13 protein-coding genes are annotated in these 14178 nt (G+C 58.4%); 4 read left to right on the top strand and 9 right to left on the bottom strand.

Annotation, left to right across the window (positions count from 1 at the left end):
• Positions 1-101: 101 nt before the first annotated feature.
• The 4 genes from ACO08A_RS26030 to ACO08A_RS26045 form a co-directional block, all read right to left on the bottom strand.
• On the bottom strand, positions 102-905 hold the full coding sequence (locus ACO08A_RS26030) for an amino acid ABC transporter ATP-binding protein (RefSeq protein WP_421982893.1): 804 nt from the start codon (positions 903-905) through the stop codon (positions 102-104).
• Between the two features lie 66 nt (positions 906-971).
• Positions 972-2123, bottom strand: a complete 1152-nt coding sequence (locus ACO08A_RS26035) for an amino acid ABC transporter permease (RefSeq protein WP_422038752.1) — start codon at positions 2121-2123, stop codon at positions 972-974.
• Between the two features lie 12 nt (positions 2124-2135).
• Positions 2136-3341 carry an amino acid ABC transporter permease gene (locus ACO08A_RS26040; RefSeq protein ID WP_422041819.1) on the bottom strand — a complete coding sequence of 402 codons (1206 nt, stop codon included), beginning with the start codon at positions 3339-3341 and terminating at the stop codon, positions 2136-2138.
• A gap of 228 nt (positions 3342-3569) precedes the next feature.
• Positions 3570-4589 carry an amino acid ABC transporter substrate-binding protein gene (locus tag ACO08A_RS26045; RefSeq protein WP_421982891.1) on the bottom strand — a complete coding sequence of 340 codons (1020 nt, stop codon included), beginning with the start codon at positions 4587-4589 and terminating at the stop codon, positions 3570-3572.
• Between the two features lie 465 nt (positions 4590-5054).
• Here ACO08A_RS26045 and metC point away from each other — a divergent pair, with 465 nt between their 5' ends.
• Entirely contained in the window at positions 5055-6233 is a 1179-nt protein-coding gene (gene metC / locus ACO08A_RS26050; protein ID WP_422038753.1) for a cystathionine beta-lyase, read from the top strand.
• 74 nt (positions 6234-6307) lie between these two features.
• Here the strand turns inward: metC and ACO08A_RS26055 are convergent, their stop codons facing one another.
• From ACO08A_RS26055 to ACO08A_RS26070, 4 genes are all read right to left on the bottom strand, one after another.
• Positions 6308-6622: a lipid-A-disaccharide synthase N-terminal domain-containing protein gene (locus ACO08A_RS26055; RefSeq protein WP_306145069.1), complete on the bottom strand. Its 315-nt coding sequence runs from the start codon at positions 6620-6622 to the stop codon at positions 6308-6310.
• Positions 6623-6684: 62 nt separating this feature from the next.
• Entirely contained in the window at positions 6685-7446 is a 762-nt protein-coding gene (locus ACO08A_RS26060) for a glycosyltransferase family 2 protein (protein WP_422038754.1), read from the bottom strand.
• The gene (locus ACO08A_RS26065; protein WP_422038755.1) at positions 7446-8354 is read right to left on the bottom strand and encodes a phosphatase PAP2 family protein; all 909 of its coding nucleotides are present in this window, start codon (positions 8352-8354) and stop codon (positions 7446-7448) included. The genes ACO08A_RS26060 and ACO08A_RS26065 overlap by 1 nt, the downstream gene beginning before the upstream one ends.
• Positions 8338-10194: an ArnT family glycosyltransferase gene (locus ACO08A_RS26070; protein WP_422038756.1), complete on the bottom strand. Its 1857-nt coding sequence runs from the start codon at positions 10192-10194 to the stop codon at positions 8338-8340. Before ACO08A_RS26070 ends, ACO08A_RS26065 begins: the two co-directional genes overlap by 17 nt.
• A gap of 178 nt (positions 10195-10372) precedes the next feature.
• Here ACO08A_RS26070 and ACO08A_RS26075 point away from each other — a divergent pair, with 178 nt between their 5' ends.
• Positions 10373-11212 carry a phosphodiesterase gene (locus ACO08A_RS26075; protein WP_422038757.1) on the top strand — a complete coding sequence of 280 codons (840 nt, stop codon included), beginning with the start codon at positions 10373-10375 and terminating at the stop codon, positions 11210-11212.
• Positions 11209-11757, top strand: a complete 549-nt coding sequence (locus tag ACO08A_RS26080; RefSeq protein WP_422038758.1) for a CAP domain-containing protein — start codon at positions 11209-11211, stop codon at positions 11755-11757. The genes ACO08A_RS26075 and ACO08A_RS26080 overlap by 4 nt, the downstream gene beginning before the upstream one ends.
• Positions 11758-12210: 453 nt before the next feature.
• Here ACO08A_RS26080 and ACO08A_RS26085 read toward each other — a convergent pair whose 3' ends face one another.
• Positions 12211-13596: a YcaO-like family protein gene (locus ACO08A_RS26085; protein WP_422038759.1), complete on the bottom strand. Its 1386-nt coding sequence runs from the start codon at positions 13594-13596 to the stop codon at positions 12211-12213.
• A 386-nt stretch (positions 13597-13982) separates the two neighbouring features.
• Here ACO08A_RS26085 and ACO08A_RS26090 point away from each other — a divergent pair, with 386 nt between their 5' ends.
• Positions 13983-14162 carry a hypothetical protein gene (locus ACO08A_RS26090; RefSeq protein ID WP_422038761.1) on the top strand — a complete coding sequence of 60 codons (180 nt, stop codon included), beginning with the start codon at positions 13983-13985 and terminating at the stop codon, positions 14160-14162.
• Positions 14163-14178: the final 16 nt, after the last annotated feature.

The following is a 14178-nucleotide window of genomic DNA, read 5'->3' on the forward strand; positions in this document are numbered from 1 at the left end:
GACGAACGCCGTCCGGCGGACGCTCCACGAGAAAGCAGAAAAGGCCCTGGAACGCATGTTCCAGGGCCTTTTCTGTTGTTTGTTGTTGGTGACGCAGCTGATCAGTGATGCAGAATCTGGCTCAGGAAGAGCTTCGTGCGCTCGTGCTGCGGGTTCACGAAGAAGTCTTCCGGTTCGTTCTGTTCAACGATCTGGCCGGCATCCATGAAGATCACGCGGTTTGCGACCTTGCGGGCAAAGCCCATCTCGTGGGTGACGCAGAGCATGGTCATGCCTTCCTCGGCAAGACCGACCATCACGTCGAGAACTTCCTTGATCATTTCCGGGTCGAGGGCCGATGTCGGCTCATCGAACAGCATGATCTTGGGGTTCATGCACAAGGAGCGCGCAATCGCAACGCGTTGCTGCTGACCGCCGGAAAGCTGACCCGGGTATTTCAGGGCCTGCTCGGGGATCTTCACGCGCTCAAGGTAGTGCATCGCGATATCTTCGGCTTCCTTCTTCGGCATCTTGCGCACCCAGATCGGTGCCAGTGTGCAGTTTTCCAGAATCGTCAGATGCGGGAACAGGTTGAAGTGCTGAAAGCACATGCCGACTTCGCGGCGGATTTCGTCAATCTTCTTCAGATCGTTCGTCAACTCGATACCGTCAACAAGGATCTGGCCGGCCTGGTGTTCTTCCAGCCGATTGATGCAGCGGATCATCGTCGATTTGCCGGATCCCGAAGGTCCGCAGATAACGATCCGCTCACCACGCATCACCTTCAGATTGATGTCGCGGAGGACGTGGAAGTCGCCGTACCACTTGTTCATGTTGTTGATTTCGATCGCAACATCCGTGTCGGACACTTGCATTTTCGAACGGTCGGCGGAGAGCTCTTCCGCGTTTACTGCATTTTCACTCATGGGTTCACTCCAAAATTTCGAAGGACCGGAGCGCTGCGGCCGTCCGCGCGCTCCGGCTGCAGTTCGTTAGCGTTTGTGTCCGGTATGAAGCTTGTTCTCCATGAAGATGGAGTATCGCGACATTCCGAAACAGAACACGAAGAATACGATCGCCGCAAACAGATACCCGGTGTGGCCCTGACTTGGCGTTGACCAGGTGGGATCCGTGAAGGACGACTGGATCTGGCCGAGAAGATCGAACATGCCGACGATCAGCACCAGAGTGGTATCCTTGAACAACCCGATGAAGGTGTTGACGATGCCCGGGATCACGAGTTTCAGCGCCTGAGGCAGAATGATGAGATACATCATCGGCCAGAACCGCAAACCCAGCGCCATTGCACCTTCATACTGTCCTTTTGGAATGGCCTGCAGACCACCGCGCACGACTTCCGCCATGTACGCTGCGGAGAACAGCGTCACGCCGATCAGAACACGCAGCAACTTGTCGAACGTCACGCCTTCGGGAAGGAACAGAGGAAGCATCACGGACGACATGAACAGCACCGTGATGAGCGGCACGCCGCGCCAGAACTCGATGAAGATGATCGAGACCAGCTTGATGATCGGCATCTGGGACCGCCGGCCGAGCGCCAGTGCAATGCCCAGTGGCAGGGATGCGACGATCCCGGTCACCGCGATCACAAGCGTGACAAGCAGACCGCCCCAAACCGCGGTTTCAACGATCGGCAGCACGACCGTGTCGCCGATGACGAGACCGGTGAGCAGGAAGTACGCCACGATCGGGAACACCACCAGGAACAGGATCGCGTTGGTTCGCTTGAATGGTGCGCTCGGGATGGCAAGTGGCACCAGGAGCAGAGCGAAGAGCGCATAGACGATATCGACGCGCCATGTCTCGGCGGACGGGTACCGGCCATAGATGAATTGCGGGAAATATGCCTCGACATATGCCCAGCAAGCGCCCCCGTGACCGCCGTCCTGCGGCAGGCAGGCCTCACGGTTGTCCCCCGTCCAGACCGCGTCAATGAACGCGAACTGGATAAAGGGTGCGATGATCCAGTAAGCGAGCAGGATACCGATAAACGTCAGGATCGTGTTGAATACTGAGGAGAACAGGTTCTTGCGCATCCATCCGATAGCACCGGTGGTGGACACCGGCGCCGGCAATGTCGGTGCTTCTTCCGTTCTCATCTGAAAGATATCAGTGTTAGCCATGATGTGCGCTCCCTATCTTTCCACGAGCGCCATGCGCTGGTTGTACCAGTTCATGAAGGCCGATGTGATCAGGCTGAGAGACAGATAGACCGCCATCCAGATACCGATGATTTCGATTGCCTGACCGGTCTGGTTGAGCACGGTGCCTCCCACCGACACCAGGTCGGGAAACGCGATCGCGACCGCGAGCGACGAGTTCTTGGTCAGGTTCAGGTACTGACTTGTCAGCGGCGGAATGATCACGCGCATTGCCTGCGGGATGATCACCAGGCGCAGGGTCGGTCCCTGGCGCAGACCGAGGGCATGCGATGCCTCCGTCTGTCCATGGCTGACCGCCTGGATACCCGCGCGAACGATTTCCGCAATGAAGGCAGCGGTATAGATCGCCAGCGCAGCCGTCAGAGCGAGAAATTCCGGAATGAGGTTCATCCCGACACCCAGTTCGAAGCCTCTGCGCAGTGCCGGTCCCGTCTCAACGAAGTTCGGGTGTTCCAACGTCATCGGCATGCCGGTAACGAAATAGGTGATCACAGGCAGGCCGATGATCAGACCGAGACCGGTCCAGAAAACCGGGAACTGCTGACCTGTTTCCTCCTGACGCTTGCGTGCCCAACGGGACACGAAGACGGAGGCGACGATCGCGATGATCAGCGCATAACCGATGAATTCCGCACCTGGCTCCCAGATGGGTTTCGGACCGCGCAAGCCTGCGATGTTCAGATGGAAGGTGTCGAAGAGCGACCACTTTTCCCGCTTGCCGGGAACTGCGCGCAGAACCGCGAAATACCAGAAGAAGATCTGCAGAAGCAGCGGAACGTTCCTGACCAGCTCGACATAGCAATAGGCGATGCGGCTGATGACCCAGTTGTTCGAAAGCCGCGCGATACCGACAAGGAAGCCGATGATCGTCGCGATGAAAATGCCGACGACCGCAACCAGAACCGTATTCAGGAAACCTACGAAGATGGCTTGTCCATAACTCGACGTTTCCGTGTATGGTACAAGCGACTGAATAATGCCGAAGCCGGCAGTATTCTCAAGAAATCCCCAACCCGAGGCAATGTTCTGCCGTTCCAGGTTGGCGATAGTGTTCGTCACGATGATGTATCCGAAGGTCAGCAGCAGCACTATCAGAAGGATCTGATAGAAGTATCCGCGGACTTTTGGATCGTTCATCAGCGAAGCACGCGCCGGCGCCCCCGCCGAGTCCTGCTCCATTACTGACATAGAACCTCGCCCAAGTTCACGAAAAGAGCCCGGCCTGTCGCCTCGCCTCTTTCACGTTTTATCTGCTTCTGCAACACGCTGGTGCGTGCTCCCTATCGGCTTATGAAGCAGGTGTTCCCCCACGCGTTCACCGGTTATCCGGTTTGTGATGCGCGGATTTGTTTTATTGAGGGTCCCGGCAAATTGCCGGAACCCCTTTTTCCTCACAAGGAATGAGGATTAGCGTACCGGCGGAGCGTAGAGGAAACCGCCATCGCTCCACAGTGCGTTCACGCCGCGGGAAATACCGAGCGGAGTGTCCGGACCGACGTTGGCGTTGAAGCTTTCTTCGTAGTTGCCGACGTTCTTGATGACGTTGTACGCCCAGTCGTTGGACAGGCCGATGCCTTCACCGAAAGCACCTTCAACGCCCAGCAGACGCTTGACCGAAGGATTGTCGGAGCCCTTCATGTCATCGACGTTTGCGGAGGTCACGCCCATTTCTTCGGCGTTGATCATCGCGTTGAGAGTCCATTTAGCGATGTTGAACCACTCATCGTCGCCCTGGCGGACAACCGGACCAAGAGGCTCTTTGGAAATGATTTCCGGCAGAACCATGTGATCGCCCGGGTTGGTCAGCTTCAGACGCTGTGCATACAGGCCGGAGGCGTCCGTGGTGTAAACGTCGCAACGACCGGCATCATAGGCAGCCACAACTTCGTCGGCCTTTTCGAAGGCGACGATTTCGTACTGCATGTTGTTTGCACGGAAGTAGTCGGCAACGTTCAGCTCGGTCGTCGTACCGGTGTTGGTGCAGACAGAAGCGCCGGACAGCTCAAGCGCGGATGTCACGCCGAGATCCTTGCGGACCATGAAGCCCTGACCGTCGTAGTAGTTCACGCCAGCGAAGTTCAGGCCAAGCTGGGTGTCACGGGACATCGTCCAGGTGGTGTTGCGCGACAGAACGTCGACTTCACCGGATTGCAGAGCCGTGAAGCGCTCCTTGGCGGACAGCGGAGTGAATTTTACAGCGGAAGCGTCGCCGAATACTGCTGCGGCCATAGCGCGGCAGAGATCAACGTCGAGACCGGTCCAGTTCCCCTGAGCATCCGGATTGGAGAAGCCCGGCAGACCCTGGCTCACACCGCACTGGATGAAGCCTTTCGCCTTGACATCTTCCAAGGTTGTCGCACCCGCAGCTGTCGAAGCAGCGACGCCCATTGCAGCGCCGAGAACGAGTGGAAGGATTTTATTGGACATGGATATGCAGCCTTTTTTGTTACCCATACTTTTTTTTAGTGTTGGAACTCAGCGGGAGGCCTCCTCTGCGTCTCGTTTGCGGACGAGCGCTTGCCACAGCGCGGCTTCCTCCAGATTTCTCCCGTTCCACCCAACGCGCCCATACGATGGCATTTGGCTGTTCGGGTCAAGTACTTGCTGTCATTATCTCGTCAAATTTCGCAACAGAACGTCCAAATGGGGCGGCCGAGTATGCACAAATAGCGAACATGGCTATTTCGAAATCATTCAATGCTCAAAAAGAGTTCATCCCGATTTTCTCCCGCGCCGCACAGCGTTAACCTTAAAACAAGGTTATCAATAGACCCGACGGCCAAACGGCCATCCAGGCACCCCGTTGACAGGTGCCGGACGTGGCTGGAATAAGCCTTCCTTAGCGGGTACAACCCCGAGATCACTCCCCCTCAAATCCGAAATCTTTCGCTCATGTCTGACATCGATCCCAAAACACCCATCAAAACCGACACGAAGCTCGCGCATGCGGGGCGCGATCCCGCCAGTTTCCATGGTTTCGTGAACCCTCCGGTCGTGCACGCATCGACCGTGCTGTTTCCAGATGTCGAAACCATGCGTCCGGGCGGGCAGAAATACACGTATGCAAGACGCGGCAATCCCACGACCGATTCCCTAGAAGAGGCGGTCAAGGAGCTAGAAGGTGCTGAAGGCGTCCTTCTCGCCAACTCAGGACTGAATGCCGTGTCCCTGGCCGTGCTGTCCTGCGTCAAATCGGGGGACCACATTCTGATCACCGATACCGCCTATCATCCGACGCGGCATTTCGCCGATAAAGTGCTGCCGAAATTCGGTGTTGAGGTCGACTACTACGATCCGGCGCTCGGTGCAGACATCGCAGCACTGTTCAAGCCCAATACAGCCGCGGTCTTTACCGAAGCCCCGGGGTCTCTCACCTTCGAAATGCAGGACATTCCCGCGATCGCCCAGGCGGCGCACGCGGCCGGGGCGTTGGTGCTCATGGACAACACCTGGGCGACACCGCTTTTCTGTAAGCCGCTTGCGCTCGGGGTGGACCTGTCGATCCAGGCCGGTACCAAGTACATTGTCGGCCATTCGGATGCGATGCTGGGTACAATCGCGGCCAGTGAACGTGCGTGGGAAGGCCTACATGAACTGCACGGTGCCATGGGCTGTCACGTAGCGCCGGATGACGTCTATCTCGGACTTCGCGGTCTTCGCACGCTGTCCGTGCGTCTCGAGCGGCATCAACGCAACACGCTCGACGTCCTGGCCTGGCTGCAGGACCAACCCGTTGTCGCCCAGGTCAGATATCCGGGACTGGACACCGATCCCGGCCATGCGATCTGGAAACGCGATTTCAGCGGCGCTTCAGGCCTCTGCGCCTTCGACTTCGTCGCCGGAACCACACGCGATCAGGCAAACACTTTCCTGAACGCGCTCAAGATCTTCGGGCTCGGGTATTCCTGGGGCGGGTTCGAAAGTCTCGCCATTCCGGTCAAGCTCAAGGGATCGCGCTCCGTGACACCGGTCGACGAGAGCCGGTGTTCGATCCGCCTTCATATCGGCCTGGAGGATCCCGAGGATCTCATCAACGATCTGAGCAAGGCCCTCGATAAGGCCTTCGGATAACGCTCCTGGCTGCGTCCGCCGGCAAGGCGGCCGCTCCGCGCCTGATCCGAACGGGCTGATTCAGCCGACTGGTCTCAGATGGTGGGGTCTTCGCGCTTTTCCTTGAAGATCAGCCACAGGTTTCTGAAGTAGATGATCAGACCAAGCCCCTGCCCGGCGATGAAGACCGGGTCCTGGCGCTGAATTGCGTAGATCAGCAGCAGCGAGCCGCCGGCGACGGAAAAGAACCAGAAGGCGACCGGGACAATCGACCGACCGACGCGTTCCGACGCGATCCATTGTATGACGAACCGCATCATGAACATGGCCTGGGCGAAGAAACCCAGGATGATCCAGAAATCGAATTGCTCGACGAAAACAGCGTAGATCCAGTCGTAAAGAGCACTCATTGGCAGGTCCAATTGGTCCGGTCGGGAATGAAACCCGTCATGTTTGATGTTTCAGAAACCGGTCACGTCAGTGGCCGGACGGACGGCACTTTCTTGCGCCGGCGCCTGAGCCACCAGACGCCGAACAAATCAAGCACACCGACCAGCGCGCGGTCAAAAATCCCGTATTTCGATGACCCGTGGCGTCGCTGCCTGTCCTGAACGTCGATGTGCACGACATCAAAACCTTCCCGGATGACAAGAGCGGGCAAGAACCGGTGCCAACTGTCGAAGTAGGGCAATTGCAGGAAGACATCGCGGCGCAGCGCTTTCAGGCCGCAGCCGCTGTCCCGCGTCTTGTCCTTCAGGATCGCACCGCGGATCTTGTTGGCGAATTTCGACGCGTAGCGCTTCGCCAGGCTTGCCTTGCGGCCGAGCCGCTGTCCTGCAGCAAGCGCCGTCGACGCGCCCGCCTGTTCGAGCGCGTCGACAAGCTGCGGAATATAGGCGGGATCGTTTTCACCGTCTCCGTCGATCGTGGCGACAACATTGCCGCGGGCGTAGTGCAGGCCGGTTCTGACGGCGCAACTCTGTCCGCAGGAGGTCTGATGCCGCACAGGCCTAAGCCAGTCGTGCGTTGCCGCGTAATCCTGCAGCACGATATCGGTTCCGTCGGAGGACCCGTCGTCGACGACAATCACTTCAAAACTGCGTCCCTGGAGCGCTGCCTCTATCTCGTCGAGAAGGATCGGAAGGTTCTGCGCTTCGTCCTTGGCGGGAACGACCACGGTCACGGCAAGGGTCCCCGTCTCTTCCGCCAGACCTTCAATAAAACTCTTTGGCATCAAGTTGTCCGATCTGTCTCTTCCAGCCGCAAGGGTTCGACCGGCACCCTATGCAAACCGCGTTGGCCGCGCAGGACCCTCCAGACCGCACGCACGCACGCGCGCGCTGACCTGGCATTCATGTTCGGCTCGATCTTTCCCGCGGACGAAAGGTGGAACCCGACCCTGCGGCGCGCCATGGCCCTGACGGTAAAGAAGGTAAAGGTCACGCCCAGAAGTGTTCCGGCGATGACATCGCTCGGATAGTGCGCACCAACCATGACGCGGCTGAAGGCAAGCCAGAACGCGGCAACCACGATCAGCCAGCGATAGGCCGGGAAGATGAAGGCAAGCGCCGTGGCAAGTGCCGCCACCGTCGTCGAGTGGCCGGACGGGAAACTTGTATAGGTGCCGTCGAATGCCAGAAAGTCGAAACGCACCGGCCCGACCTGTTCATAGAGCTTCGGCCGCGCCCGTCCCAGAGACCACTTGAAGGCGATCGCGAGAAGACCCGTTGCAGCCACGGAATAGAAAATGAACGCGGCATAGGTAAAGAGCGACCCGATCGCCATGCGTATCCGGAAGGCGTAGCGGCCGGCGTCCTGCGCCAGCAGAAAAAGACATGTCAGGCCCGTCGAGATCAGGATCCAGTCCGCTTTGCCGAAGTCCGTGAACGCCCGGAACGCGTTTCTGTATTCGTTCGGCAGGGAGCGCAGCCAGGGATAGGTCGGCACGTCAAACACGACGACCGCAATCCCGACAGTCAGCAGGAGAATGGCGAAGATATCCTGTGGCCGTTGCCCGGGCGGCAGAGGATCCAGGCTATGGCGCGCCCGTTCTCTGCGGCCGGAGAACAGCATCTGTGCCCGGCGAATGTTCCCGCGCATGCGCGCCAGTATCCGCCAGACGTTGTTACTGCTGTTCGACATTGCCGTTTTCTTCTGCACCCGTTGTCGCGCCGGCTTTCTGATATAGAGCTATATCAACGTCGTCGCCGCCATTGATGTTGAGGCCGTCTACCCTCTTTCGGACCTCGGGCACAAGACCAATCTCCTTGGCCGCCTGCAAAAACGCGGTTTCTTCCCTGCTTTCGATCGCGGCAACGCGGCATGCGCCGCCACCGTCCGGCGATGCTTCGGCAAGAAACTCCGCGGCGCCTTTGGGTGAAATGATGCGCGTGCCCGTCCCTTCCAGGAAAATGAAGCTCGGTTCGTGAAACCCCGAGGTGACGACTTCCCTGCTGGCGCTGCAGCCGGGTATCTCGTCGATTGCGGCAACAAGGCGCGGGCTGACCCAGATAGGGGTCAGGGCGGGACCAACGAAGCCCCAGAACCCGATCGCGATGCAGACAGCACTTAGCGTTGCCGCCGGAAAGGCGTGAAGCGCAATCCCCTTGCTCAGCCTGGATGCGGCCGCAACACCGAAAACCGCGCCGATCGCCATGATGACGGCCCCCGGTGGCGACGGCCAGACTCCCAACACGAACGGCCCTGCAAACGATATCACGGCAAGACCGACTGGTGGAAGCGCCAGCAAAACCACGCCCACCCGCTTCATCCACTTGCCGGCCGCCTCCCCGGCGCCTTCCATGAGAGCAGCAGCCACAGGCAACGCGAGCGCCGGCAGGATCGGCAAGGTGTAGTGCGGCAACTTCGTGGCCACCAATTCAAAAACGACCCAGGTCGGAACGAACCAGGCCAACGAGAACACCACAAGCGGGCTTGAGCGTTCTTTCCAGATCAACGGAAGCGAAATCAGGAAAAACGCCGGCAGCGGCCAGAAGATGCCGAACATGGCGCCCAGATGGGTCAACGGCGGAGCACCGTGTCCTTCCTGACCCTGCCCGACCTTGCCGAGAAGGTCCCGGCCGATCGCCTCGGTGAAGAACGTTCCGTCCGTCGCAATCCAGATGGCGACGAACCAGGGCGAAACGAGCAGCAGGAACCAAAAGAAACCGAGCAGCGGAGACGCGGCCTTGAACCATTTCACCTTCCTGCCTGCGATCATGAGCCCCGCGACGGTAAAGCCCACAACCATCAGTCCGACCGGCCCCTTGATCAACACGCCCGCGGCGAGCGCGGTCCAGAACAGGAAGCTCAACCCCCACATGCGCTGATCGGCGTCCCTGAGCCAGATCCGCGCAAGCGCGCCTTGTGCGACGATGACCGTCGCAAACAGCATTGCGTCGGTTTTTGCGAGCCGGGCTTCGACACCGACGATGATCGCAAGCGCCACGAAGCCGCCGACGAGCAATGACCCGGAAGGACCGAGAAAGGCACGGGCCATCCAGAAGGACGCAAGTACGCTGAGCACGGCGCCGATGATCGACGGCAGCCGGTAGACCCAGAGCGGCGCATCGACGCCATGTCCGGTCAGTTTCACGGCAGCGGCCTGCAGCCAGTAAATGCCAACCGGCTTCTTGTGACGCGCCTGCTCCTGGAACCGGATATCGATGTAATCCTCCGTCTCAAGCATCTGCTTGGTCGCCTGGGTGTAGCGCGGTTCATCGCGGTCAAGCGGAGGCACCGTCCATTGGCCCGGCACGAACAAGAGGAGCGACAGGAGCAAAAGAAGAAAGGGTGCTGTCAGGTCATGACCGAACACCTTGAGCCAGAACGGCTTGCGCAGCGTCCCGGACTGTGTGGCGGCGTCGTTCTGCGCGGAGACGTTTTCGTCTGCAGCTCCCGGATCGGTCCGGGGAGCGCCGGTACCTTGATCTCCAGCCGTTTCAGCTTTGACTTGTGTGTGAACCTTCGTATTGTCGCTCATACCTGCCACAAATGCCGTTTGCCAAAATTCTGACGTGTGCGGAAAACCGCCTGCGCGCTTCCGACACTGAGCTTCTCCTACATGAGCTTTCGGAAAAGGGAAACAAGTGCTTGCTCTCATCAAGAGCTAAGCTATCGTTCCGGAGGTTTCTTGACAGCTCCGATTCCCGGGATTCCAGATGACCCATATTGCACAGATAACTGATTTGCACCTTCGTCCGAGAGGTCTGGCCTGCTACAGGGTCTCCGATACCAACATGATGGCGGAACGCGCCGTGAGGTCGCTGCTTGCGTATTCACCCGGGCTGGATGCGGTCATCATGACGGGTGATCTCACGGACCGCGATGATCCGCGCGAGTACGCCGTTGCCCGTGCGCTGCTCGAGCGCTTCGATATCCCGGTCTTTCTGATGCCGGGCAATCACGACAGCAGCGACGGCATGCGCCGGGAGATGGCGGGCTTTCCGGGCATCGGCGAAACCAGTGACGGCAAGATCCATTACGCGGCGATGGTCAACGACGTCCGTATCATCGCATTGGACACGCACTTGCCGGGCCGCCCTCACGGACAACTCGGCCATGAGCAGCTCTCGTGGCTGCAAGAAACGCTTTCCGGAAATGACGCACCGACGATGATCGCGTTGCACCACCCTCCCGCACTGTCCGGAATCGCGCACATGGACGCGATGGGTCTTCTCGATGCACCGGCGCTGGCAGAAGTGATCGCGCCGCATCCCCAGGTTCAAAGACTGCTGTGCGGTCACCTGCACCGGCCGATCATCGCCGAATTCGCCGGCAAGATCATGACACTTGCCCCCAGCACCGGCCATCAGGTCGAACTCGACCTGTCACCGGACGGAGCGGCCATGTTCCGCTTCGAACCGCCAGCCTATTTCGTACACTACCACAGCGAAAAGACCGGTCTCGTAACCCACATGGCCTATGTCGAGAACTTTCCCGGCCCCTATCACTTTTTCGCCGATGAAGGCGTTTCCTGGCCGGGAGACGAACCCAGATGAGAGCCCTGGACGTGTTCGCTCCCGGACTGAAACTCCTCTTGATCCTCGCCCTTGCGGTTTCACTCAATGCATGTGGCGTCCTGCCGGGCGGCGGGGAGCTCGAAGACGACGTAGTGCTGACAGATCAGCCTGTCGACAAGAGCCAGCTGCTGTCCCTGATCAACACCTACAGACGCCAGAACAACCTGCCCGCATTGAAACATGATCCCGTCTTGGACGAGGTCTCGCAAAAAATGGCACGCCACATCGCTGAGCGCGACAGCATGGACACGTGGCAGCACAGTTCCTTCGGCCTGTCGCAGAGGCTGAGCAAGGCCAACTACGGAAACTATGCGGGCGCGGAAAATCTCGGTGCCGGGTATGCGGACCTGCCAGCTGCGTTCAGAGGCTGGCAAGGGTCCCAGGGCCACAACAAGAACCTGCTCAATCCCTACGTCACGCGCGTCGGTGTTGCCCGAACAAACAGGAATACCGGCAAGTGGCGTAATTTCTGGGTTCTGACGCTGGCACGGCCGACATCAGACGGGCGCCCCGCTGTCAGGTAAAAAATGGGCGGGAACTTCCCGCCCAGTCTCTTCCAGAGATCGAATGACCCAGTCATCATCCGAACATGACAATAAAACATGAGTTTTATTGTCATGTTTAGGTAGCGCGGTTCGGCGACCGTGTCAAACGTGGACCTCCTCTAATGCTGCCCGATGGTCCGGCCCCTAACCCGATATGGATCTCGCGAGGCGACCCCAGTCAGTGAACTTGTAATTCCGGCTGAGGCGAAACGGAAGGCCGGAACCCGGTAGCCACACGATTCTCTTTCTCTTTTTGTCTGTTGCCACACGGGGTACTGATTCCCGGTTTCGCCGCATACGCGGCAAATCAGGACGACAAATCCGGCAAACAATCCTGCAACCCAACTTGACGCTGGACGATCATCATTGTTTCTCAGAGACATAAGTTCGACAGTTCTTTCCAAACGGGACAGCAGCAGACCTCGTCCGGTATCAGAACGGAAACGGACGGGTCTCGAATTCGGATTCGGTGGCCGGATGATCGCGCAAGCCGCGTTCGACGACACCCTGATACAGTCTGTCTTTGCCGAAACGCGGCTCCCAGCTGCACAGATCCGGGGAAATCAATTTGATGCAAGGGATCTCCAGGTCGGATCGGGTCGCATCGAATTCCCAAATGTCGATGCCCTTGGCGGTGCAGCTGTCGAGAAGGTCGCCATATGCGAAGATGGTTTCCGGGTCTGGCGGCGCGCTTGAACCGTCCGCCCTCAAAAGAAAATCGTCGAAAACCGACCTGTCCCGCGCATACGAGAGATGTTTCGGCAGCTTCTGCGGTTCACGCGTTCCGGCGTCTTGAGGCCCATAGGCCCTCTCCATCAGGTCCAAGGCATTTTTTGATTGAAGCATCTCGGTGACCGCCGATTTGCACGTTGAAGCGAGATCCCAGCCGGCAGCGGAACCGAAAGCCGTCCTGCGACCGTCGGCTTCACAAGAGACGGCCAGTGCGATATGAACCTGAAGGTCGGTTGCAACCGAGTAGAGTCCCCAAAATCTCTGGCTTTCATCGAGATGCGCGGACACCTGTTGCGGCAAAACAGAAGAAACTAGCCCCTTTTTGATCCTTGTTATCCCCAGGCGGTTGTACCATGCCTGAGCAACCGCATCTCGCTCGACCAACTCGAGAAGCGCACGTTGCCGCGCACCGTCACGATCTCGCCAAACCGCAGCGCCCACCGTCGAGGCGAACCCTCCCGGACGGCCTGTGATCAGCTCGAATTCACCGAACAGAACACTTGCGCTCGGACAGGAAGCAGGCACCCCATCCCTCAATCGCCGCACGTTTACCGCCCTTGTGGAGAATTGCTCCAGATCGGGAACATCGGGAGCCGCGCCCTCCTCCTGCCCCCCGACCTGACGCGCAACAACCTTCTGCTGCCGCGCGCTGTACCCGAGCACCTTCGTTATTTCGATCTGTGATTGCAATGTTAAGTCTATTTCAACTCTGGAATCCAGCTCTCCCAGAGAACAAAGACTCAATCGCTCAGACAGTTCGCCCAAACAACTTAAAGCTGCACCAGAAGATGTATCCGATTGACCGCCCGCGGGTATCGTCGTTACCGCCGCACTGCGCCGCATCGCCGGATCACGCGCCAACTTTACCGTACCGGTGCAAAATTTAACAGGACAGCCCCTTACCTGCATCGGACCCAGCCGGACGTCGAAACGGGACAATACCGGTACGAACAAATCGAGGTCGGGATCGACTTGAAATCGTCCGGATCCGGACGCATCGCCGGCACGAGATGCAAGACCTGAGCGTACGAGGTCCGACCAGCAATGATCGGGCAATTCGATCTCGGTTGGCACTTTCCCTGCCATCGGCATCCACCCCCGTTCCGGTTCACTCGAACTTGGCGCCAGCGCCCAGCCTAACGCACACACTCTACCTTAAATTGTATTTCATGTAAAAAAACATCGTTTCTATTGAAGTACTTTTTTTATTGGCTCTATATTTTTAGTTGAAAGCAGCAAATAGACAGTAAAACCAATTTGTTTTGGTTTTTTACGTCGCTTTTTCTTGCTCTCAGATTGACATTGTGACCATCCAACTACCCACCGTGTCAAAATTCAACTTTAAATACAGGAGCTTCACCATGCACGCTACTCTCACCTCCCGCAAAGAAGTGGAAGTTGGAGCGAAACTCGGCGCCATCATTCAAGATGCTACAGCGCGCAAACAGCTTATTGAAAGCCCGGAAGCTGTGTTGAGCGAGATCGGAGCCAATTCCGACGTCCAGATCCATGCCGACACGGCTGACCTGGTTCACCTTGTCATTCCGGCAGAAGTTGATCAGGCCCGCGTTGCAGCCGGCGATGAGGCCTATTTCGAAGAACTTGGCCTGGCAGCGCTGGGCAGCTGTTTCTATGAGGATCTCCCCGAGTAAGAGACCCGGACAAAAA

Source organism: Roseibium sp., assembly GCF_965232425.1.
Lineage (GTDB): Bacteria > Pseudomonadota > Alphaproteobacteria > Rhizobiales > Stappiaceae > Roseibium.